We start from the raw sequence: 22,746 nt of genomic DNA, 5'->3' as shown, positions 1-22,746 counted from the left end.
TACTTGAAGGTTTACACTGTCATATGTCAACAAGAAGTAAAGGAGATTTAGCGTAATGGCAGGAGCAGGTTCATTTGCACATGAAGATTTAAGAACGAAAAGCATTAACAAATTGTTCGTCAGTTATTTAATACCGACGGTACTTGGCATGGTACTGATGTCTATCAACATTATTATTGATGGTATCATGGTTAGTCGAGGTGTGGGGGCGAATGCACTTGCAGGTGTAAATATTGCGCTGCCAGCATTCTCGATTATTTTCTCGATCTCGTTATGGATTGGTATGGGGGGAGCTACGCTATACTCGATCGCAATGGGAGAAAATAATATTGAACGTGCACGATCGATATTTTCACAATCGATAACGCTAGCAATTGTCATTGTGGGCATTCTCATGGCGCTATGCCTGTGGCAAATCGAAGATTTGGCTTATTTATTTGGTGCTAACGATATTATTTTGCCATATACGGTTGAGTATTTAGAGGTTTTATTGACATTTGGCGTCATTTACGTGTTAGAGAATGTGCTGAGCATCTTTATTCGTAACGATGGAAATCCACGTCTAGCAACAATGGGACTTGTTACAACAGCTGTGCTGAATATTGGATTCAACTATATTTTTATTTTCATTAATGGTTGGGGTGTAAAAGGTTCAGCTTTAGCGACGATATTATCAGCAGCCATTGGTTTTGGCGTGTTGCTAACACATTTTTTGCGTAAGAAAAGTGTTCTGAAGTGGACAAAGCTTCATTTTGAATGGAAAGTTATAAAAGATATCCTGACGATTGGATTTCCAAGCTTCGTGACAGAGATGTCCGTTGCAGTCATTACAATCGGCTTTAATGTTGCTTTTATTGCGTTTGCAGGGGAAACAGGAGTAGCGGCTTTTGCTATCGTAAACAGTATCCATTCGATGACTTTATTGCTGTTCTTTGGAGTTGGAGCAGCGATGCAGCCGTTAGTTAGCTTCCATTATGGGGCGCAGCTGTATGAACGATTAAAAGCTGCCCTGCGTATTGCTGTGAAGACAGCGTTGCTGTTTGGGGGAATGGCTATTGTCGGCGGATTGTTTTTTGGCAAATACATTGTCATGATGTTTGATGTTCAGTCTGAGCAGTTACTTACGCTTACGATTACGGGAATTAGCCTCTTCTTTTTGCAGTACTTGTTCTTAGGCTTCAATATCGTGTACGCTGAATATTATCAATCGATTCGGCAGACTGGGAAAGCAACGTTGATCATTTTAAGTCGCGGGTTGCTGCTTGTCATTCCTTTGTTGTGGATCATGCCTAATTTGTTAGGGGTTAACGGGATTTGGCTTGTTCCAGTAGCAGCTGAAGCGCTCACGATGGTAGGGATTATTATTATGAACCGTCGAGTCGGAGCGGGAATAAGCATGCAAAAAGTCTAACCAAGGCTCGTGTATGTAGGAAAGGTGGAAATATTGTTGTTTACTGAAACGGTGTATGAAGTCGAACAATTTCGAGAGCTTGAATATCAACAGCAGGAACTGCATTCCGTCAAGTTTTACGACTGCACCTTTACGAAATGTGATTTTAATGAAACGGTGTTTATCGATTGTAAATTTTCAGGCTGTGTGTTTGAGAACTGTAACTTGAATATGATCAGGATGACGGATTGTGAGTTTACGGATGTTCATTTTACGAATTCCAAGCTCGTGGGCTTAAATTGGACGGAAGCATCTTGGCCGAAACTGGCTAGGCAAGGTATGCTTCGATTTGAGCAATGTGTACTGAGTCACTCTACTTTTATAGGGCTTTCTTTGCAAAAAGGCTTGATAAAAAATTGCTTAGCTAAAGATGTTGATTTCCGGGAAGCTGATCTAAGCAAAGCAGATATGAGATACACGGATTTCTCTGAAAGTTTATTCGGCAATACGAATCTAATGGGGGCTGATTTCCGGCATGCTGTCAATTATTCGATTGACCCAGGCACCAATCGGATCAGCAAAGCTAAGTTCATGATGCCGGAAGTGACTTCACTGCTCTACAGCATGGATATTCAAATCGTTGAAGAATAGTATGGGGAGGCGCTTCAACAATAGATCTTAACATCATGATATCATTCCTACTCGTTGTGTTCTGTTTGCTCTCTCTGCTGTCAATTGTATGGACAAGCTGGAGAAATGGCATTTCGCCTATGCCCTCGTCAGCACCTGTCCGTCGTGCTGTTGCGAATGAAGTGAATCGGCTTCGTGGAAGTGGACTTATCGTAGAAGCAGGATCTGGCTGGGGGACGTTGGGGATACATTTGGCGAAGCGTTGTAAAGAATGGCGGGTTGTCGGGATTGAGAATTCCCCTTTTCCTTTGCGTGTATCGCAGCTGCTGGCATGGATTAGCTTAGGGAGGGGTTCGAAGAGTAGGGCTGCTTTTCGAAAAGGGAATATCTATACGTGGTCGTATGCGGATGCGAATCTGGTTGTCTGTTACTTGTATCCAGGTGCGATGCAGCATTTAGGTTCCATTCTCCATCGTGAACTGAGACCAGGTACACGGGTGATCAGTGTATGTTTTGCACTACCAGGTTGGTCGCCAGAGAAAGTTGTTACTTGTAGGGATCTTTACCGTACGAAAATTTATATATATGAAGTAGAATAGAAAGCTAGTTCCTTTCACTTGAAAGGAACTAGCTTTTTTTGTAAGTAGAGAGAAAAAGTGATACCGCAGCACAGCCATAATTTCGAGAATCAGGTGAGAACTAGATTTATTTTTTGTGTTGACAATAAAAGTCTTTCTTTCTCTTTATTGTTCATGCCATAATGATCGGTGAAAGGTTATTTTTGATAAACCTACATCGGGGGAGGAGAAAGTTTATGCGTATGCGCAAAGGATTACTGCTAGTATTGGCAACACTTCTTATCGTATTGACAGGATGTCAAGCAGTTGGGGGAGTGGAAGTTGGAACGGCACTCAAACAACTTGCAACGGTGAAGTCACTAGAGAGCAAAGGTTCATTCGCTATTAAAATTAATGTAGCGCCGAATGCGAAGTTGGATAAGGAACAACGCGAAGTTATTGATTTGATAAACAGCACTCGTATCGAAACGCTAACAAAAGTTCAAGACACCAATAATGTTTCGGTTAAAGGAACAGCATACATAAAAGATAAGAAGCTTGGGTTCCACATGGTAGTTGATAGCAAGCAAATGGCAGTTCATGTTGATGGGGCGAAAGCTCCAATCGTCGTGTCATTGATGCCTGAGGGAATGGAAGGATTCAATTTCGAGGACTTGCCTATTTTGAGTCCGGCCGTTCAAAATCAATTCCAAGAAAAATTCGTTGCGTTCTTTGTCAAGCATGCACCTAACCCGACAGTGATAGATGTGAAGGCGACTGAAGAAACGGTATTTGACCAGAAGCTGAATGTGAATCGTATCCATGCAGAGTTTGGTGCCAATGAGACATTTGATTGGACACGAGGTCTAATTAAATCGGTAGTAGCTGACGAAGCAGGCACGAAAGCATGGCTGAAAGATGTCATCACGACATTTGGCGAAGTTATGAAGACGATGGACGATAGTGATGAGGTACAATTGCTAGTTAAGAACAGCGAAACTTCTGCTAATCTGGCATACAGCTGGTTGAAGGACAATGGGGTAAAATCTGTAGATGAACTCGAACAAGAGCTGAAGAAATTGTTGAAAGGTCTTCCTAATTACGCTCCTTTAATGAGCAAAGACACGAACATTAAGGTAGATTGGTTCGTTGATTCACAATTGACTACGCACAAAATGTTGAGCGAGTTCAATGTTGCACTTCCGCAAAGCAGTGAATTCCCGTTCACAAGTGTGCAAGTGAAGCAATCAGCAGAATACCGTAATGTGAACAAGCCAATATCTGTTGATGCATTGGATACGTCCAAAGCAATAAAAGCAACAGATCATACGCTTACGCCTGGGGATTGGCTGCGTCATTTTGATTCCAACTCCGACATGCACAAGTTCATGTTAGAAACAGGATTCACGAACAAATATGTAATGCTGTCGTTGTTTGAGGACGATGGTTATGAAGATTGGGGATATGATCATCCGCGTCCGATCGTAGAGAAAGGCAAAACATTTGTGCCTCTTCGCTATGTAGCAGAATCGTTCGATGCTGATGTAAAATGGGATAAGAGCAAGAAACAAATTCGTATCGTTGACGATATTACACAAAAAGTCATTATGTTGAACGTTGATAGTAAATCCGCGAAAGTGGATGGCAAAGCTGTAGCGTTGAAAAACGCACCTAAGCTGGTTAAAGGTACGGTATACGTTCCTTTAGTTGAGGTTGCTGATTTCCTTAATGTTAAAGCTAAATTCCAGAGTCATGAATATGGGAAGTGGATTTCGCTAGAGCGTAATTAATTGACCATAGCAAGATTGTGATAGCTCAAGTTGACCAACCTGTAGAGGTGGAACAACTTGAGCTTTTTTTATTGTGATAGAAATATTATTTCGGCCCTTAAATACATTTATTTACATAAATATAAGTGAATTGTCTTGACTTGGAAGAAATGATAGCTAAAATAATTCAATAACACTACAAAGCGTTACAGGTTTTATGCTTTATTGCAAAAAAGTGAGAGGGGATCGGATTTCATGAATAATAAGCGATTATCAGGCTGGGCACTATGTGCAGCAATACTATTGTTGTTAACGACAGCATGCGGTGAAAAGGCTAAGGATGTAACAAGTGGACAACAACAGGGCGGAGCGAACAAATCGGACAAAGTTTCCATTGGTATTACGCAAATTGTTCAGCACACTTCGTTGGATGAGGCGAGAAAAGGATTTGTACAAGCGCTGAAAGATAACGGCTATGAAGAAGGCGTTAATCTGGAAATCGACTATAAAGATGCACAGAACGATATTAACAATACGAGTACGATTGCACAGAAATTTGCGAGCGACAATAAGGATCTTGTACTCGCGATCTCTACTCCGTCTGCACAGGCGGCAGCGCAGCAAATTAAAGATGTTCCTATTTTATTTACGGCTGTAACCGATCCTGTTGGTGGTCAACTTGTCAGCAGTATGGAGAAGCCAGGGGGCAATGTAACAGGTACGACTGATTTGCATCCAGAAGCGATAGCTACCTTAATGGAATTTGTTAAGACCTCGATTCCTGATGCGAAAGCGGTCGGCATTATTGCCAATGAAGGAGAGCAAAACACGGTTACGAATATTACGCAGGCAAAAGAAGCACTAGAAAAGCAAGGACTTGAAGTAGTCGTCGCTCCTATTACGAATAGCTCGGAAGTCAAGCAAGCGGCTGAGTCTTTAATTGGCAAAGTACAAGCGATATATGTTCCATCTGACAATACAGTCGTTAGCTCGTTAAGCACAGTCGTTGCGGTTGCTAATGAGCAGGACATCCCTTTGTTTGTAGCGGAGAAAGATTCCGTGAAGAACGGTGGCGTTGCCTCGTTTGGCTTTGAATACTATGATATTGGCTATGCAACGGGAGAAATGGCCGTAGACATTTTGAAAAACGGTAAGAAACCTGCTGATATTCCGGTACAAGTACCAAAAGAATTGGATCTAGCGTTGAATATGAAATCTGCTGCTGAACAAGGATTTACGGTAACTGATGATATGAAGAAAAGTGTTAAGGAAGGTAATTTGTTCGAATAATGAAGCGGCCCGCTTACTTGCTAGGCGGGCTTACACATTGACATAACATCGTCGGGAGGTTGCACATTATGCTAGGTTCAGGGTTTTGGACAGCCATGTACAAGTCATTTGAGTTAGGCCTACTATATGCGATTATGGCACTTGGCGTTTATGTAACGTTTCGAGTATTAGACTTTCCTGATCTGACGGTTGATGGAAGCTTCACAACAGGAGCGGGCATTGCAGCTATCGGTATCAGCTCTGGACTTCATCCATTGGCAGCGACTTTGCTGGCTGTTGCAGGCGGTGCGCTTGCAGGTATGATGACGGGACTCATTCATACGAAGGGGAAGATTAATCCGTTATTGTCAGGGATTCTAATGATGATCGCTCTTCACTCTATTAATTTGCGTATTATGGGCAAGCCTAATATCGGATTATTGAATCAAGAGACATTGTTTACGTCACTCGAAAAAGGCTTCATGTTCATCGCAGTTGTCGGCGCGTTGGTACTAGCCATCAAATTTATTATCGATTGGTTCTTGAAAACAGATATCGGCTTAGCGCTAAGAGCTACAGGTGATAATGCTCGCATGATTCGCAGCTTTGGCGTTAAGACGGATTCCACAATTGTTGTAGGTGTAAGCTTGTCCAATGCACTTGTAGCGCTGTCGGGTGCACTAGTTGCACAGTATCAAGGATATGCGGATCTTCAATCTGGAGTGGGTATGATTGTAATTGGTCTTGCCTCTGTTATTATCGGTGAAGCGATATTTGGTAAGCGTACGATTGCGCGAGTAACGTTGGCTGTCCTATTAGGGGCTGTGTTGTACCGATTAATTTTGGCGGTAGCTTTGCAAATGGAAGTGGATTCTACAGACTTGAAGCTATTAACGGCGTTGATCGTTGTTTTCGCTTTAACGTTGCCTAGAATTAGAGGCAATATGAAACAGAAAGCTGTAAGTCGCAAACGCGCTATGGAGATGATGAAGGTAGGAGGGGAAGGCTGATGCTTCATATTGAACAAGTGAGCAAAGTATTTAATCCAGGCTCTCCTGATGAGAAGCTTGCCTTGTCTCATATTAATCTCCAGCTGCGTGCAGGTGAATTTGTTACGATTATTGGTAGCAATGGTGCTGGGAAATCGACTTTGATGAACTTGATTTCTGGTGTATTGTTCCCTGACATTGGATCGATATCGATTGGGAATCAAGCTGTAACATCTATGCCTGAACATGCCCGTAGCCGCTTTATCGGACGTGTATTTCAGGACCCGATGGCTGGGACGGCACCATCGATGACAATTGAAGAGAACTTGGCAATCGCGAAGCGTCGAGGCAAGCGTAGAGGTCTTAGTTTCGGTGTTAAGCGTATGGATCGAAAATGGTTCAAGGAGCAGCTTGCTACATTAGGAATTGGCTTGGATGAGCGGCTTCAAGCGAAGGCGGGATTGCTCTCCGGCGGAGAGCGCCAAGCGTTAAGCTTGTTAATGGCAACGTTTATGAAGCCTGAGCTGTTGTTATTGGATGAGCATACCGCTGCACTTGATCCTGCTAGAGCCGAATTAATTACGGCACTGACTGAGCGAATTGTTGAGGAGCATCAATTAACAACTTTAATGGTTACTCATAATATGGAGCAGGCAATCCGACTTGGCAATCGACTTATTATGATGGACAAAGGACGAATTATTCTAGATATCGGAGCCGAGCAAAAAAAGAAGCTAACGGTGGATAAGCTGCTTTTTGAATTTGAACGGATTCGTGGCGCTAAGTTCGCAGATGATAGAGTGGTGCTTGGTGGATAATGGCTTGAATGAATAGGTCCTGATGCTTATGTTGCACCCTAGTGGTTATGCAAAATAAGTATCAGGACCTGTTTGCGTAAACGCTCTCTTGTATTGGAGGTTAAATATGGTACAATACTTGCAATATGTGACATTTTGTCGCATTTTGTCCGCTGCATGTGAGCGGGGGTGAACTGTACCATTTTTAGCCGGATGAAGAGGGGAAGAATGAACATGAGAAGTAGAAGAAAAGGCAGTATTATGCTCAGGATGATTATCGTAGTAACCGTTACGATGATTGCGTTATGCTCTACCATGTTAATCAGGGAACTGAATTTTCAACGAAGCATGTATGTCGGTTCACTTGAACAGCGGTTAAAAGTAATGGTAGATCTTGAGCTGCAAGAATTAAATTCCTCAATTAGACAAGCCTCTTATACACTGTCAGATAGCAACAATAATACTGACTTTAAAACAAATACGACATTTATTATGATCCGTGAAAAATTGAATTTTTTAACGAAAGATGATGTAGTCAGTACATACGTATTGCTTCCTGATCCAGTAAAGACGGATAGCATAACTGAATTCAAAATTGTACAGGGCAGCAACTCATTTGAACAGCGAGGTCTTACGCCAGGGAAAACGTTCGAGGCTGATCCAGAAATCGTAGCTGTATTGGATAAGCTAAAGAAGAATGGAATTGCAACATCCTCCGATCATCGAATTGGTGATAGTCATGTTATGACGTCCCTGCATGTTATCAAAAATGAGCAAGGTCATACGTTAGGGATTCTAGGCATGGAGTTTAATTATGATATTATTGAAGCGGAGCTTAATGCCATATTGCTAGAAACACTTGGTATAACAGCTGCTATAGGGATTGTAAGCTTACTTTTACTAGCGAGTTATATTCGTGTAAGCCTCAAGCCACTTCAGCATATGAGTGAACTGGCTGAGAAGGCAGCAGAAGGGGATTTGACGGTTCGCTTGCAAGTTAAAAAATTAGATGAAGTCGGTCGAGTATCTGAATCCTTTAACCGCATGATTGAACGTCTAAGCTTGCTTATTCATGATGTTCGGTATATGTCATCGGATGTAGCACTTGCTTCTACGAAGCTTGAGCTTGCAGCGGATGATACGTCGATGTCCGCAGCAGAGGTAAATGCAGCCATGCAGCAGGTTGCTTCTGGGGTAGCTATGCAGCAAACCAGTGTATATGAGACCAAGCAAGCGATGACCGAAATAGCAGCAGGTGTGACACAGATGGCAGAAACTTCTTCTACGGTTGCAGATCAGATGATTGCTTCTTCTCAGCAAGCAAAAGAAGGGCGCCAAGTCATTACGCGCACGGTTCAGCAAATGGAGCGTATTGGAGAAGCTTCACAACAAACCTTTAGTGCTTTGAGTGAGCTGACAGGACATGTTACAGAGATAAGTGAAGCGATCGCTTTTATACAGGGCATTGTGAAGCAAACAGAGCTGCTTGCGTTAAATGCGTCTATTGAAGCAGCGCGTGCGGGAGAGCACGGAAAAGGGTTCCAAGTCGTTGCGGTAGAAGTACGTAAGCTTGCCGAGCACTCTAAAAACTCGTTAGAGCATATTATGACACTTATAAGCGGCATTCATGCACGTAATGTGCACACGACTACTGCTGCTGATTATCAACGACAAGCGGTTACAGATGGGCTAGCTGTCGTGAAAGCGGCGGACGAAGCTTTTGTACAAATTGCAGAGGCCATTCAACGAATAACGAGCCTCGTTCAAGAAACAAGCGAAGTTTCTGCGGAGATGTCTGCTGCTTCGGAAGAAGTGATGGCAACGTTGGACCAATTGAATGATATTGCACTGCAAAGTACGGATTATACCAATACGGTGGCTGCTTCAACCGAACAACAAACAACGATGGTGGAGCAGATGAAGAGTGAAGTTGCTCGACTTCATACCATTAGTAAGGATCTTGAGCATCAGTTATCTCAATTCCGACTGTCCGAAGAACGGTAATAGATATGAAAAAATGCCTGAAGCTTGTATACGCAGCTTCAGGCATTTTTTGTTCGTATTGTGGATGTAAAACACAAAGTGATATCCATAACACAGTGTTTGCTTAGAAATAGTAATTGTCGGCAGTAGCCACAGCTTCCTCCACTGATATTCATAATGGTTCTGGACAGTCTATGAGATGGGGGTGAAGCTAATGCCGTACAATCGAGCAGAGCGAATTCATCAATTGCAGAACAAATCACGATTCACTGAGAAAAGTATTACGCTCAAGTCAAATAAGGCGGCCCATCGCGCCCCAAGTCTAAACAACATTCCAAAGCAGGAAGTGTAGGAACTTTCTTAGCTTATAGGGAGGCTGAAGTACCATGGCTAACAAACAACAAGGTCACGCAAACCAAACGAAAACGACTCGTACGTCAGACAGTAATCATGCCAAGGGCAAAAAATAGGAGCTGCGATGACAGAACATTTCTCATTTCAATCAGATCTAAACAGTGATTATGATTGTTCACAGGCGAATCATGATGTGCCGCGATTAAAGGAGGAGCTTGCTTCCTTGAAGTCACAATATCCCGATGCAGCCGCAGCTTCGCAACCTATTCAAGAACAGCTCCATCATGTAGAGAATCAATTGCATTTTATCAAAAATAAATGCAGATTAAATTAATATCATTACGGTGGGCATTATTTGACTTATCACTTATAAGTTAATGCAACAAAGCAGCAGGGTGGCCATAGAAGGCAAGCCCTGCTGCTTTGTTTCGTGTATGAGTTATGATGGTTTTGCTGTGCTGCAAAAGATATGTTTAAGCTTTGAAAATAAACAACAGTAGCAAGGCAAGTGGTGTTATCTTATAAATGCCTACCTAATATAGATAGCTTGTTTATTAAGCTGGTGATACTGGCGTAGTAACGATTTCCGCAATGGGGCTGATTCCCTGAGCTGCCGATGAGTCGGTTGTCACGCTGCCTCCTTGTTGGAGCTGATACATGCGGAAATAACGTCCACCAAGTGCGATAAGCTCATCATGAGTACCTTGCTCGACGATTTCTCCACGATGCAAGACGAGAATGAGATCAGCACTGCGAATGGTAGATAGACGATGCGCAATGATAAATGTTGTTCTTCCTCGCTTCAACACCTCAAGTGCATCTTGGATAATCGCCTCAGTCTCCGTATCGATATTGGCGGTAGCTTCGTCGAGAATGAGAATGGCTGGCTCATAGGCAAGGGCGCGAGCAAATGAGATAAGCTGACGTTGTCCAGCAGACAACGTGCTGCCTTTCTCAATAACAGGTTCATCAATGCCTTTTGGAAGTTGCTTCAATACGCGATCTGCACCTACGGCTTGCAAACAAGCCTCCACCTTTTCACGTGAAATGGATGGGTCGTTCAAACTAACATTGGATGCAATGGTTCCTGTGAACAAATAAGGATCTTGCAGCACGATACCCATATGCTGTCGAAGCCACTGTTTGGGGACATCGGTAATAACTTGATCGTCAATCCGGATTTGTCCTTTTTGTGGATCATAGAAACGGAACAGCAAGTTCATAATTGAACTTTTGCCTGAACCCGTATGACCGACTAGCGCAACCGTTTGGCCGGGCTTTGCCTCAAAGTTCAAATTTTTCAATACATATTCATCGTTTTTATAGGCAAATGATACTTGATCAAACACGACATGACCTTTGTAACGAGGCATGGAGCCATCGCTGTGCGGTTCCACTGGTTCATCCATAAGTTCAAATACACGTCCTGCCGATACGATGGATTGATCAAGGTTCGCAAGCTGATTAACCATACCGGTAAGCGGATGGAACATACGACCGAGCAAATCAGTAAACGCATAGAGCACGCCAAGTGTAATTACGCCACTTTCATTAAGCGCCGCTCCACCGAAAAACCACAGCACGGCAATAAATGCGATGTTCCGCAGCACATTAACGAGGTTATGCGACGTAAGAGCGTTTAGATTGAGCATCTTGTTTTGATGCTTCATATAATCGCTGTTCAAATTTTCGAATTCGTCCATCGTATGTTTCTCACGACGGAAAGCACGAATGACAGGCATCCCTTGGATTGATTCGTTAATAATTGCGTTAATTTCACTAAGGCGTGAACGGATAATGGTGTTGTAGCCTGTTGCGAACTTGCGATAGAGTACGATCCACAAAATAATCATCGGTACCAACAATAAGCTGATTAGTGCCAATTTTGCATCCAAGATGAACAAGGCTACATAAATACCTGTAATCATAATAATACCGGATGTAAAGTTCGACAGCACGGCAACGAAAAGGTCTTTGACTGCTTCTGTATCATTCGTAATGCGGGATACCACTTTTCCTGCTGGTAGGTTATCAAAGTAAGGAATCGGCAACCGCTGTACGTGTACGTATACATCACCACGCAGTTTGCGAATGACTTTGTTAGCAGCGGTTTGCAGCCCAAGTATTTTACCGAAGCTCATAAAGATACTTAAAAATAGCAGCAAGCCGTAAATCGCCATCCAGTATAAAATACCGCGAATTTCAGGTTCATAAAAGACGAGCATTTGCTGCAAGGATAGTGAGGAGGCAGCGCCTTCCCATACACCATCCTTCGTCGTAATTTTCAACATGCCTTCGTTGAAGGTACGCTCTCCTTTTGGATTCGGTACTTCTTCATTTACGAGTACGAAGCTGTAGCCGACTTGTAAAATATGAAGAGCTTCTCCCTTTACTTCACCTGGCTCAAAGCGATCCGATCGTTTATACGTGCTGCCATTGTAGGTGACATTGTCGGTAGATGCAGTTGTTGTCTTATAGTAAGGATGCTCAATACCAAGGATGTGACGATCGATAATCGTCTTGGCAATGAACGGTCCGCTTAATTCTGCAGCAACCGCAAGGGTAAGCATGATGAGGGACAATATAAATGTCCCTTTGTAGTGCAGCGCATATTGCCACAATCGTTTGCCGACTTGCTTCGGCTTAGCGGATTGTTCCGTATCGAGTTGCATAAAAGGTAGTACCTCCTGTCGCTTGCAAATTAGAAAGTTAGAAAGATTGCCTATCAATATTTACTATCACGTGTTTTATAAGGAAGACTCGATTTGCTGACGCTCAAATTGCTCTTTATACCAGCCATTTTGTTGAATCAACTCTTCGTGTGTTCCTTGTTCAACGATGCGGCCATCATCAAGTACAATGATCTGGTCAGCGTGTTCAACTGCAGAAAGGCGATGGGTTGTAATTAATGTTGTCTTACCCGTCCGCAAATTCCGTATGTTCGTAATAATATTTGCTTCTGTACGAGCATCAACAGCGGACAAAGCATCATCCAAAATGAGTACTTCCGCATCAGAGATGAAGGAGCGGGCAAGAGACACACGCTGCTTCTGGCCACCTGATAATGCGACGCCTTTTTCTCCAACAACTGTCTGTGTACCTTGAGATAAGGTAGGCAGATCATGTGTGAATGAAGCCATATCGATGCTTTGCATCACATCTTGCTCGGTAGCGTCTTGATGACCGTAACGAATATTTTGTTCCACGGTTTTGGAAAATAAAATTTGTTCTTGCGGCACATAACCGATCCAGCTGCGAATCTGATCGAGTGGAATTTGATCCAACGGTACACCGTTGACTAGCATATTTCCATTTCCGAGTGGATATTCACGTAACAGCTGCTTAACAAAGGTAGATTTACCGCTTCCTGTCCGGCCAACAATGCCTAGCGTCTGTCCTTTTAATAAGGTTAATGTGACTTCTTCCAAGTTGTTCACAGTTGAAGATGGATAGCGGAACTGATACTGCTTCCATTCAAACTTCTCAGGGACAGATACTTCCTGCGTAGAAGCTGCATCTGCAACGTCTGGCTTGTAATACAATGTTTCATTAATTCGGTCAAGGGAAGCGTTACCGCGCTGCATAACATTGATTAAGTCGCCGATTGCGAACATTGGCCAGATCAGCATTCCTAGGTACATATTGAACACGAGCAGTTCGCCGATCGTTAGTTCGTTATGAATGATTAAATAAGCACCGTAACCTAAGCCGATCATATAGCTAAGACCTATCGCAAATCGAATGGTCGGATCGAACAAAGCGTCCACTTTGGCAACCGCGACATTTTTCTTATACACGTCTTGTGTAATATCACGGAAACGTGTCTCATCATTGCGCTCTTGTACATAAGCACGCAATACACGAACGCCTCCAACCGATTCAAGCACTTGGTCATTCATAACACCGAATGCATCTTGTGCTGTCGTATAACGCTCGTGGATCATCTTTCCGAACACTTTCATCGCCACTGCGATAATCGGAAGAGGGAGCAAAGCTGCTAACGTAAGCTTCCAATGGATAAGCACACTCATCGCGACAAGTACCGTTAATAGAAACACGGTTGAATCTGTAATAAGAAGCATCCCGTAGCCCGTCGTTTGAGATACGGAGCGCATGTCATTGGTGGCTTTAGCCATCAAGTCTCCGGTACGGTTTTTCTCAAAGAAGGTAGGTGTCATTTTAAGCAGATGACGCATAAAGCGACTGCGAAGTTTCCGTTCCACAATGAAGGAAGCACCAAATAAGGAGTACATCCATCCGTAGGTTATAATATAAATAATGACCATCCATACCACATTGATTAAAATGTAGCCTGTGAGTGATTCCCATGTAATGGTGCCGTATACAATCTCATCAATCGCTTGCCCGAGCAGTCGTGGAGGAATCAGCTCAATGATGCCGACGACGACTAGTAGGGTGACGCCAAATATGTAGCGCCACTTATGTTCTTTGAAAAACCAACTGAGCTTGGATAGTACCGAAAGCATAGATTCCCACATCCTTTTTTGTTAGAGGATTGAAGCATAGTCCTCATTTGTTAAGGTTAAGCGCACATAGTAAATAAATATAAAAAAAGGTATACCGTCTCAGACGATATACCTAGTGCGTATTAGATATAGACGTACGGGTCTGTTAAGCCCCGAACCGATAAATGACTTGACACAACTGGATTAAAAAGGTAATGTCAAGGTTCAATCGTTCTTGTTCAACTACAAAACGACTGAAAGTTGATTACCTAATTAGATAGAAATGTATCATTTATATGCAGGGCTTCCTGTATGCAGTTAGTGTTATAATTGGCGTCCAACGCCAGATGGTTCATTAACAACATGGATAGCACCTGCCTTTCGTTATGTAGTAGTCAGTTTCGAAATGAAATAAAGTTTGCTTTAGCTGACTTGTTGATTCTAGCACCGCATGTAAACATTGTCAATCTGTTTTTCGGAACATTTTTCCATGAGTGGGTTTGGGAAGTCTTATCGAGCGTTATGATCAGCCTTGTCTATCCTTTGCTAATAAATAAGGATAGAATGCCAGCGGCAATAAGCGGACCGACGGGTACACCGCGAAATAGGGCGACTCCTATAATGGTACCAACGAGTAAGCCCGCAACTATTGTAGGTGATGTGGACATGAGTCCGACGCCCCTACCACCAAGGTAGCTGACGAAGATGCCGACCGCGATGGCAAGCAGAGACTTCCAGTTCATGAAGGACGCTGTTAGTGTCGCTAGGTCGTATTTGCCACTTGCAATCGGAGCCATTACACCGATCGTCAAGATGATGATTCCTATCGTAAGCCCATATTTCTCAATCCATGGAAATAGGGTGTGCATTTGCGTAACTCGCAATAGCAGCAGGATAACCATCGCAATGGTAACTGTGGAATTGCCGCTTAGCAAGCCCAGTCCAGCTAGGATGAGCAGGATAAGCGCGGGTGTATCGATTTGTGTCATGTTGTTGTCTTACAACTCCTTTCTAGCTAGCACTTACGATAGCACAATCGATCTTGATTGCAAAATGGTTGCTTGCGAAATATCACTGTGAGATGATCAAGGGTATAGACGGTCTGATCATATATAACGGGATGACATAGAGGAGGACTACGGATGAAAAAGCTGCTGATTACTGGATTTGATCCATTCAATGGGGAAGCGATAAATCCTTCATGGGAAGCTGTTCGTACACTAGATGGTCAACAAGTTGGTGCCTATGAAGTTAAGGCACTGCTGCTGCCAACGACATTCCAACGCTCCGGAGAATTGTTGAAAGAAGTCGCATTGAACGGAACCCCCGACGTTATTTGGTCTGTCGGTCAAGCAGGAGGACGTCCAGACATTACACTAGAGCGTGTTGCTATTAATGGAATGGATGCCATAATTCCCGATAATGATGGGGCACAGCCAGTGGACGAGCAAGTAGTCGTCGATGGTCCGGCAGCCTACTGGACGACACTGCCATTGAAGGCAATGAAAGAAGCGATTCAGAAGGCGGGCGTTCCGTGTTCTGTTTCTTATACAGCTGGGACGTATGTGTGCAACTCTACATTTTATCAGATCATGCACATGATCGAAACGGAGCCGGTATTGCAGGGATGCCGCGGTGGATTTGTACATATTCCATTTATACCAGAGCAAGCGGTACGTCATTCAGGAAAGGCTAGCATGTCGCTCGAATATATTCGCCGCGCGTTGATAGCGGGCATAGAGGCTATAGATGAACAAGAGTTGAATACGGTTAGTGCAGGTATTTTACATGGTGAATCATAAGCATTTTCGCATTATTTAATGGTTGTATTAAGTTACGTAGATAGAAAGACAGGCAAGAGGAAGGGGCTGCAGTGTGAGCGATCATATAACAGCATTGGAATACGAGCAAGAAGAACGTAAATTGACGCATATCGTTCAGGTGATGGACAAGCAAATGGACTCACTGCGCGGGACGATTGGTGATCAGCAGCAAGAAATTGTCGAGATGAAACGTCATTTTTGGGATGAAGTGTCGGTAGACAAGGAGCAGTTGTTTGAAACGTACGTAAGCATCATGCAGCAGGCTAAAGACCTGGCCAATTATGAGCGTGTCCAAGATCATGCTCGTCGTTTATTAACGAAGTTGGACAAGCATATCGGGAGCCCGTATTTTGGCCGAATTGACTTCCGTGAAGAGTACGAGGTGGATAAACTACCTGTTACAATCGGATTAATGTCGGTGACGGATGAAAATGGTGAGCATCTCGTTTACGACTGGCGAACACCAATCGCTAGCTTGTTCTATGATTATGCGCCAGGGCCTGTGCAGTATCGTACACCGATGGGTGTCATAACAGGTGAGATGACGCTGAAGCGTCAATATTTAATCCGCAACAGCAAGTTAGAAGCCGTATTTGATACAGGGATTCAAATCGGAGATGACATGCTTCAAGATATGTTGAAGCGCAGTGCGGATACGAAAATGAAGACGATTGTAAGCACGATTCAGCGAGAGCAAAATGCGATCATCCGTGATGACGCACACGAGGTGCTAATCGTACAAGGGGCAGCTGGAAGTGGAAAGACGTCAGCTGCTATGCAGCGAATTGCCTATTTATTGTATAAATACCGTGAAAGTATGCATTCAGAACAGGTGGTTCTCTTTTCACCGAATGATCTGTTCAACGATTACGTATCCAACATTTTGCCGGAGCTAGGCGAATCCAATATGACACAGACGACGTTCCAACAATATGTGGATTATCGTTTGCGGACAACGAGACAGATCGAAGACGTTTACGATCAAGCAGAGCGGTTAATGAACCCAACAAATGAAGCGGTTGGGCAACTGGAGCGGGCTTCTGCACGTTGGAAAGCTTCTGAATCGTTTATGGCCGTAGCAGATACCTTTGTGACAAGTTTAATGGAGGAAGGTATCGCCTTCGAATCTTTGGGTACGCCCAAAAGAACGATTATTACAGAAGAAATGCTGAGAGAGCATTTCTACGTGACACTAGCCGATTGGTCGCTGCCAGCTCGTATGGATAAGACGAGAGAATGGATAAAGAGCTACTTGAAGGAATGGGCTGCGAAGGAAGTTAAACGGGTGTATCAACGGTTTTTGAAGCAACCGAATTATATCGGTTCAGAAGAAGAAATGATGCAAATGAGTAAGAAGCATGTAAGCAAATGGGTGCGAGAAATGCGACGCAAGGCGCATACGTATAGCTTTATTAAATGGGATGCGATCTACGAACAGTTTAATGCGCACTTGCCGCGCTGGTGTGAGATTGCATTGACATCAGCAGCATCTGCATCTGCTCATAACGGAAGCGAGCAAACAAATGGGAGTGAGGAAAGGGTAGCTGTGTCAGGGTTAGCAGGATACGCTGCTGCACAGGTTGATCCTGATGCAATGCCTGATGCCTCGATGGTTGCAAGTATGGGTGAACACACGCTTGCTCGGATGAATGATGGAATAATTCCTTACGAAGATGCTTCTGTCTTCTTATACATCATGGAGAGTATAGAGGGCTTCAACACGTTTAACCATATCCGGCAAGTGGTTATAGATGAAGCGCAGGATTACTCTGCTTTCCAGTATGCACTTCTATCTCGCTTGTTCCCACGAAGCAAGTTCACGATATTGGGGGATTGGAATCAGGCGATTTATGAGTCCAATCGGGTTGGTCGTGTCGAAATGGTGCAGCGTATGTTCCCAGAGCGCAAATCTACTGTCATTCGGCTGAATAAGAGCTATCGCTCGACTAAGCCAATTTCGGAATTTGCTCATGCCATTCTGCCTGATGGTGAGCCCGCAGAGCCGTTTAATCGCGAAGGCAAGCCGCCAGTTGTTCATGTCGTTACAGAGGAAACCCGACCTCAGCTTGTATTCGAACGATTGCAGCGGTTGCAGGAAGATGGCTGTCAATCAATCGCCATATTAGCGAAAAATGAAGCGTCCAGTGCACAAGTATACCAGCTGCTTAGTCAGAAAATCGATGGATTGCGGCGTGTTACGAAGCATACTCAGCAGTTTTCTGTAGGCAGTTGGGTTATTCCTTCCTATTTGGCTAAAGGATTGGAATTCGATGGCGTAATCATTTGGGATGCGGACCAAGAGCATTATGGCCATGAACGGGATCGTAAGCTGCTGTATACCGTTTGCACAAGAGCTCTTCATGAGCTTCATTTATATGCGGTAGGGCAACCTTCCCCGTTGCTGCCTGCTGCTGACGTTAAATAAAGGTAAAGAAAATTACGTTAAATCAAGTAGGAAAGCGCCTTATTGCATTGCCATACATGTGCATGCAGAAGGCGCTTTTTTATTGTTTGTAATGGAATGTTATTCCTCGATTGTGAAGGTTAAGCAGAAATGATATATTGGTCATAATAAATGGCTATCATTGCCTATCGTTATCAATCATCAATCTAGGTCTGAAGGCACAGTAGTCATAGGTATGAGCAACGGGTATTGATCACTAATAATTATTTCGAACAAGGAGAGTGAGATACGAGAGCGTCTACAAGGGCATTACTCACGTGTCTCCACTACGTAATGATGAATTATGATTCACGCTCCCCACTTTATATGCAGGTGCAGCAATACATTCAGCGCCGAATTGAGCACGGAGAATTACAGGCCCATGATCGAATTCCGACAGAGAAAGAGTTAATGGCGCAGTTCGAGGTGAGTCGCATTACCGTTGTGAATGCGCTCGCATCGCTTGTGAAGGAAGGCTATATTTATCGCGTTCCGGGTCGGGGAAGCTTTGTAGCAGAAGCGACTCCTCGTATCGAATCGTCTCATTCTATGCATGAACCCGCTGGGAAATCGGATTCGATATACAAGCACTCCGCTGTTACACAGAGCCGCCTTGTTGGCCTTGTCATGCCTTCTTTGAATGACTTATTTGCGATGCGCCTGCTCACGGCAATAAGAGAAACGCTGCAAGCGCGAGGACTCACTTTAATGGTTGCATTTAGCGACGGGAACAAAGTAGAAGAAGAGCGACTCATCCGACAGTTTGTCCAGCTAGGTGCGGAAGGGCTGCTTATTTTTCCTGTAGATAAGGACACGTATAATGAAGAGATTTTAACTTTGAAGGTGAACCAGTTCCCGTTTGTGCTGATCGATCGTTATTTGCCCGGTGTAGAGACTGATTATGTGTGCTCGGATAATCGCCTTGGGGCACAAATGGCGGTGGAGCATTTGTTTACATTGGGACACCAGCGTATTGTCATTTGCACAGATGCATATCGGGAATGTGTGAGTGTAAAAGATAGAATTGCCGGTTATATGAATGCCTATGAAGGGAACGGACATATGATCGATCCGGCCCTTATTTTTACCGACTTCCCAATGCCTTCTGAGCATGAAGCGATTGAGTCTAATTTATTGGCTGAATGTATGCGTAATCGAGCAGCAACCGCCTATGTGGCGCTGAGCGGCAGGATCGGTATTCAGCTGCTTCATCTAGCGAAACGGCTGCAATTGCGGGTGCCGGAAGATATTTCAATTGTCACGTTTGACAATCCAGAAAGTTCAACGGAGCATGAAACGTTCTTTGATCATATCTATCAAAATGAGGATGAAATGGGTAGAAGGGCCGCCTCAATCTTGATAAGAAGGCTGGATAAAGGCCATGCCTCAGCTGAGGAGCCCTACACAGAACTTGCGAATAAGTATGAAAAAGTGATACTAGCGCCGCAGCTCATCATCAAGCGTTCGTCCGGGCCATTGCAGGCTTTTGCAAAGTTTCCGTCATAAACGCTGGAACAATTAACATGAATCATACGATCTTTATACGCAAACGAAAAAGCTGTCTGCAACCCACGAAAGGGCTGAGGACAGCTTTTTGTATCGAACGTTCGCTCTGTCTACTACAGTTGAATTTGCAGCAGAGTGAGTACAGATAGAAAATGGGTTACAGAACCCGCTAAGACGAATAAATGCCATACCATGTGGTGATAGGGGAACGCGCGCCATACGTAAAAAATAGTTCCTAACGTATACAAGACACCACCAGCGATAAGCAGACTTAATCCCTGTCCAGACATAACTTGAACAAGAGGCTCCCATGCGAAGACAATAATCCAACCCATGACAACGTAGAGTGCAGTTGAGGCAAATAAAAATTGCTTCGTATAAAACGCCTTGAACACGACGCCACCAATGGCAATCGTCCATACGACTGCGAATAACGTCCAGCCAAGTTTGGCTGGAAGAGCAATGAGTACGAATGGTGTGTACGTTCCGGCAATGAATAAATAGATAGAGGCATGATCGAATGTCTCAAATAAATCTTTTACTCTACCTTCAGGAAAACTGTGTACAAGTGTCGAGGAAGTATATAGCAGCAGCATCGATATGCCGTATATGGTGAAGCTGACAACATGCAGCGGGTCGCCATAAATAGCTGCAAACACGATAAGCAGCGTAAGGGCAGCGATGCTTAGTAATGCTCCAATACCATGCGTAATCGCATTTGCGATCTCTTCTCCCTTTGAATAAGTGTGGGTGACGGCCATGTAAATCACTCCTCTTTAGCCGATCATGATCAAAATAGAATGCGTATAAAGCTGTTACTTCAATTGTATCGGACTGGGATTGGTCCTGCAAATAGCAAACGTCATAGTGGAGAGTGGTCTATCATTCACCTTTGAACTCTATTGTAGAAATGATGCTGAAAATGAAGGAAGCGACTCAGCAGCTACACGCTCTTCCAAGCAGTTGAGCCGTGTTGCAGAAGTGACAACATCCGCCGCGCTTAAAGTATCGGAATCCGTTCGTACGGTTGTACAAGGATCGGATGCGCAATATGATGGTGCCAATCAAACGTGCAATACGATGGAAGAAATGGCAGGGGGCATTCAACGAATAGCGGAATCGGCATCAATTGTTTCGGATACGACGCAGCAAGGGCTTACATTAGTTAAACGTGGTCACCAAGAAATTCATTCTACGATGCTGCAGACGAATTTGTTGTCTCTTCCCATCGATTGAAGCAGCTAGAGCAGGTGAGCATGGTCGCGGGATGAGCAGAAGAAGTCGATAGGAAAGCTATCTGTTTCGGCAGATCATTTAAATCAAATATCTAGTGAATTAGAAGAGTTGGTGGATAAATATCAAATAGAGTTAGAAGTAGAAAAATGATGACAAGTGATGATGTTTGAGATATATTTGGATAAATTAAACAGAAAATAAGCATAAAAAATGGGATTGCTGCAGGATGAAGTTGATGAAGAGGTAGTGCAACTAGACTGGGGGATTATTTATGATCGTTAGAGAAAGCGACCAACACTTTATTATGACTACACAACATGAGCATGCTAGATTTTCTGGTGAAATTGCCGCGCATCTGAGAAGTAATTTGTTTGAGAATTCTAATGATATAGAAGCTGTAGTGCTAGCCATCCAAGAGCATGATAGAGGCTGGATCAGATTAGACGATACGCCAATATGGAATGACCGTGCTGCTGCTCCATTCTCTTTTTTAGATTACCCATTGCTTCCGAAATTAGTGCTATATAAAGTTGGATTGGACGAAGTAGAAGCAATGAATGACTATGCTGCACTTCTGTGCAGCCTCCATTATTCCTCATTTGTACATATACAGAAATCTGAACGGTTGGATTGTATCCATTTCATTGCTCATGAGAAGGAGAGACAACAGCAAATTCGAGCCAGATTAGGTGAACTTGATGAGCATATGATTGCAAGCCATTTTAAATTGCTGCAATTATGTGATGACATATCTTTATATGTTTGCATGAATGAGCCTGGGGTGTCTAAGGAAAATGAGCATCCGTGGTACAAGGAAGGATTTGAAACGATTATTCAGGATCAGAAAATCAATGCGCATTGGGTTAGCGCTAACGAGATTAGGATCGATCCTTGCTTGTTTGACAGTGAATTTACAGTCACGATGAAGTCCAAACACGTCGAAAAAGATGTAATAAATCGTATCGGAATTCATGCTGCTTATCAAGAAACGGAATGGTCAGAGCTTACAGTCATGTTTACATGCTAAGGAGGAAGGACAAATGATTAACAATTTATATGAAACGCACATTCAAGTGACTAATCTCGAACAATCCATTGCATTTTACAAGAAACTTGGGTTGGAATTATCTTATTTTATCGAAGAAAGAAGAGTTGCCTTCTTTTATATCGGGACAGATAGACAGCTGTTAGGAATATGGGAGGTTCCGCAAGGAGCAGTAGTTAGGAAAAGGCATTTTGCATTTGGAGTCGATTTAGAAGACTTATTACATGCGATAGAGTGGTTGAAGGAAAAAGGAGTAGAGCCTATAGAATCATTCGGTAAACAACCGATTGAACCTTTAGTACATACATGGATGCCAGCAGCTGCGGTCTATTTTGAGGATCCAGATGGAAATGAGCTGGAATTTATTTCGTGGCTACAAGAAGAGCCAAAAGATATTGGCTATGTACCTTATCTAAGTGAATGGATCAAGCTGCATCGACAATAGCATTGCTAAGTTACGACGATAATGTTTCTAGTCTACTAATAAAC

At 43.5% G+C, this 22,746-nt stretch carries 20 protein-coding genes; 16 read left to right on the top strand and 4 right to left on the bottom strand.

All coding sequences use genetic code 11. The features are described 5' to 3' along the window. Window positions 1-55: 55 nt before the first annotated feature. From H580_RS0117960 to H580_RS0117910, 10 genes are all read left to right on the top strand, one after another. A complete protein-coding gene (locus H580_RS0117960; RefSeq protein ID WP_028596015.1) occupies window positions 56-1,411 on the top strand; it encodes an MATE family efflux transporter in 1,356 nt (451 codons plus the stop codon). Between the two features lie 36 nt (window positions 1,412-1,447). Further along, a complete protein-coding gene (locus H580_RS0117955) occupies window positions 1,448-2,041 on the top strand; it encodes a pentapeptide repeat-containing protein (RefSeq protein WP_051217529.1) in 594 nt (197 codons plus the stop codon). Window positions 2,042-2,076: 35 nt separating this feature from the next. After that, complete coding sequence (locus H580_RS0117950; protein ID WP_036605406.1) at window positions 2,077-2,619, top strand: class I SAM-dependent methyltransferase; 543 nt, start codon at window positions 2,077-2,079, stop codon at window positions 2,617-2,619. Window positions 2,620-2,834: 215 nt separating this feature from the next. Continuing rightward, the gene (locus H580_RS0117945; protein ID WP_028596012.1) at window positions 2,835-4,367 is read left to right on the top strand and encodes a copper amine oxidase N-terminal domain-containing protein; all 1,533 of its coding nucleotides are present in this window, start codon (window positions 2,835-2,837) and stop codon (window positions 4,365-4,367) included. A gap of 234 nt (window positions 4,368-4,601) precedes the next feature. Next, window positions 4,602-5,636 carry an ABC transporter substrate-binding protein gene (locus H580_RS0117940; protein WP_028596011.1) on the top strand — a complete coding sequence of 345 codons (1,035 nt, stop codon included), beginning with the start codon at window positions 4,602-4,604 and terminating at the stop codon, window positions 5,634-5,636. Window positions 5,637-5,704: 68 nt separating this feature from the next. Then, window positions 5,705-6,625 carry an ABC transporter permease gene (locus H580_RS0117935; protein WP_036605405.1) on the top strand — a complete coding sequence of 307 codons (921 nt, stop codon included), beginning with the start codon at window positions 5,705-5,707 and terminating at the stop codon, window positions 6,623-6,625. Continuing rightward, window positions 6,625-7,422, top strand: a complete 798-nt coding sequence (locus tag H580_RS0117930) for an ABC transporter ATP-binding protein (protein ID WP_028596009.1) — start codon at window positions 6,625-6,627, stop codon at window positions 7,420-7,422. The genes H580_RS0117935 and H580_RS0117930 overlap by 1 nt, the downstream gene beginning before the upstream one ends. A gap of 213 nt (window positions 7,423-7,635) precedes the next feature. After that, the gene (locus H580_RS0117925) at window positions 7,636-9,405 is read left to right on the top strand and encodes a methyl-accepting chemotaxis protein (RefSeq protein WP_169449383.1); all 1,770 of its coding nucleotides are present in this window, start codon (window positions 7,636-7,638) and stop codon (window positions 9,403-9,405) included. A 193-nt stretch (window positions 9,406-9,598) separates the two neighbouring features. Continuing rightward, window positions 9,599-9,736: a hypothetical protein gene (locus H580_RS26435; protein WP_169449382.1), complete on the top strand. Its 138-nt coding sequence runs from the start codon at window positions 9,599-9,601 to the stop codon at window positions 9,734-9,736. A 126-nt stretch (window positions 9,737-9,862) separates the two neighbouring features. Further along, the gene (locus H580_RS0117910; protein WP_028596007.1) at window positions 9,863-10,072 is read left to right on the top strand and encodes a hypothetical protein; all 210 of its coding nucleotides are present in this window, start codon (window positions 9,863-9,865) and stop codon (window positions 10,070-10,072) included. A 220-nt stretch (window positions 10,073-10,292) separates the two neighbouring features. On the opposite strand, the gene H580_RS0117905 is transcribed toward H580_RS0117910, so the two are convergent. From H580_RS0117905 to H580_RS0117895, 3 genes are all read right to left on the bottom strand, one after another. Continuing rightward, entirely contained in the window at window positions 10,293-12,410 is a 2,118-nt protein-coding gene (locus H580_RS0117905) for an ABC transporter ATP-binding protein (protein ID WP_028596006.1), read from the bottom strand. 75 nt (window positions 12,411-12,485) lie between these two features. Next, complete coding sequence (locus H580_RS0117900; protein ID WP_028596005.1) at window positions 12,486-14,225, bottom strand: ABC transporter ATP-binding protein; 1,740 nt, start codon at window positions 14,223-14,225, stop codon at window positions 12,486-12,488. A 515-nt stretch (window positions 14,226-14,740) separates the two neighbouring features. Then, window positions 14,741-15,184, bottom strand: coding sequence for a DUF441 domain-containing protein (locus tag H580_RS0117895; protein ID WP_028596004.1), 444 nt, complete (start codon window positions 15,182-15,184; stop codon window positions 14,741-14,743). A 162-nt stretch (window positions 15,185-15,346) separates the two neighbouring features. On the opposite strand from H580_RS0117895, the gene pcp reads away from it, so the two are divergent. The 3 genes from pcp (at window position 15,347) to H580_RS0117880 (ending at window position 19,976) form a co-directional block, all read left to right on the top strand. Continuing rightward, on the top strand, window positions 15,347-16,006 hold the full coding sequence (pcp, locus tag H580_RS0117890; protein WP_028596003.1) for a pyroglutamyl-peptidase I: 660 nt from the start codon (window positions 15,347-15,349) through the stop codon (window positions 16,004-16,006). 73 nt (window positions 16,007-16,079) lie between these two features. Then, entirely contained in the window at window positions 16,080-18,452 is a 2,373-nt protein-coding gene (gene helD, locus H580_RS24695; protein ID WP_245583588.1) for an RNA polymerase recycling motor HelD, read from the top strand. 312 nt (window positions 18,453-18,764) lie between these two features. Continuing rightward, window positions 18,765-19,976 carry a GntR family transcriptional regulator gene (locus H580_RS0117880; RefSeq protein ID WP_245583587.1) on the top strand — a complete coding sequence of 404 codons (1,212 nt, stop codon included), beginning with the start codon at window positions 18,765-18,767 and terminating at the stop codon, window positions 19,974-19,976. A gap of 113 nt (window positions 19,977-20,089) precedes the next feature. On the opposite strand, the gene trhA is transcribed toward H580_RS0117880, so the two are convergent. After that, window positions 20,090-20,737 (bottom strand): PAQR family membrane homeostasis protein TrhA, encoded by a 648-nt coding sequence (gene trhA / locus H580_RS0117875; protein ID WP_028596001.1) that lies wholly within the window; start codon window positions 20,735-20,737, stop codon window positions 20,090-20,092. 106 nt (window positions 20,738-20,843) lie between these two features. Between trhA and H580_RS0117870 the strand changes: the two genes are divergently transcribed. The 3 genes from H580_RS0117870 to H580_RS0117860 all read left to right on the top strand — a co-directional run bounded on the left by H580_RS0117870 (window position 20,844) and on the right by H580_RS0117860 (window position 22,702). After that, a complete protein-coding gene (locus H580_RS0117870; RefSeq protein WP_028596000.1) occupies window positions 20,844-21,212 on the top strand; it encodes a hypothetical protein in 369 nt (122 codons plus the stop codon). 271 nt (window positions 21,213-21,483) lie between these two features. After that, entirely contained in the window at window positions 21,484-22,239 is a 756-nt protein-coding gene (locus tag H580_RS0117865) for a DUF3891 family protein (RefSeq protein ID WP_028595999.1), read from the top strand. Between the two features lie 13 nt (window positions 22,240-22,252). Further along, a complete protein-coding gene (locus tag H580_RS0117860) occupies window positions 22,253-22,702 on the top strand; it encodes a VOC family protein (protein ID WP_028595998.1) in 450 nt (149 codons plus the stop codon). Window positions 22,703-22,746 lie beyond the last annotated feature (44 nt).

The organism is Paenibacillus assamensis DSM 18201, assembly GCF_000422445.1.
In the GTDB taxonomy this organism is placed as follows: Bacteria; Bacillota; Bacilli; order Paenibacillales; family Paenibacillaceae; genus Paenibacillus_B; species Paenibacillus_B assamensis.
This window is presented reverse-complemented; position numbering and strand designations above follow the sequence as displayed.

What these genes read in the sequence shown, in the direction of transcription:
- H580_RS0117960 (WP_028596015.1), top strand. Translation starts at nt 56, where the DNA reads ATGGCAGGAGCAGGTTCATTTGCACATGAAGATTTAAGAACGAAAAGC.
- H580_RS0117950 (WP_036605406.1), top strand. Translation starts at nt 2,077, where the DNA reads ATGATATCATTCCTACTCGTTGTGTTCTGTTTGCTCTCTCTGCTGTCA.
- H580_RS0117945 (WP_028596012.1), top strand. Translation starts at nt 2,835, where the DNA reads ATGCGTATGCGCAAAGGATTACTGCTAGTATTGGCAACACTTCTTATC.
- H580_RS0117940 (WP_028596011.1), top strand. Translation starts at nt 4,602, where the DNA reads ATGAATAATAAGCGATTATCAGGCTGGGCACTATGTGCAGCAATACTA.
- H580_RS0117935 (WP_036605405.1), top strand. Translation starts at nt 5,705, where the DNA reads ATGCTAGGTTCAGGGTTTTGGACAGCCATGTACAAGTCATTTGAGTTA.
- H580_RS0117930 (WP_028596009.1), top strand. Translation starts at nt 6,625, where the DNA reads ATGCTTCATATTGAACAAGTGAGCAAAGTATTTAATCCAGGCTCTCCT.
- H580_RS0117925 (WP_169449383.1), top strand. Translation starts at nt 7,636, where the DNA reads ATGAGAAGTAGAAGAAAAGGCAGTATTATGCTCAGGATGATTATCGTA.
- H580_RS26435 (WP_169449382.1), top strand. Translation starts at nt 9,599, where the DNA reads ATGCCGTACAATCGAGCAGAGCGAATTCATCAATTGCAGAACAAATCA.
- H580_RS0117910 (WP_028596007.1), top strand. Translation starts at nt 9,863, where the DNA reads ATGACAGAACATTTCTCATTTCAATCAGATCTAAACAGTGATTATGAT.
- H580_RS0117905 (WP_028596006.1), bottom strand. Translation starts at nt 12,410, where the DNA reads ATGCAACTCGATACGGAACAATCCGCTAAGCCGAAGCAAGTCGGCAAA.
- H580_RS0117900 (WP_028596005.1), bottom strand. Translation starts at nt 14,225, where the DNA reads ATGCTTTCGGTACTATCCAAGCTCAGTTGGTTTTTCAAAGAACATAAG.
- pcp (WP_028596003.1), top strand. Translation starts at nt 15,347, where the DNA reads ATGAAAAAGCTGCTGATTACTGGATTTGATCCATTCAATGGGGAAGCG.
- H580_RS0117880 (WP_245583587.1), top strand. Translation starts at nt 18,765, where the DNA reads ATGATGAATTATGATTCACGCTCCCCACTTTATATGCAGGTGCAGCAA.
- trhA (WP_028596001.1), bottom strand. Translation starts at nt 20,737, where the DNA reads ATGGCCGTCACCCACACTTATTCAAAGGGAGAAGAGATCGCAAATGCG.
- H580_RS0117865 (WP_028595999.1), top strand. Translation starts at nt 21,484, where the DNA reads ATGATCGTTAGAGAAAGCGACCAACACTTTATTATGACTACACAACAT.
- H580_RS0117860 (WP_028595998.1), top strand. Translation starts at nt 22,253, where the DNA reads ATGATTAACAATTTATATGAAACGCACATTCAAGTGACTAATCTCGAA.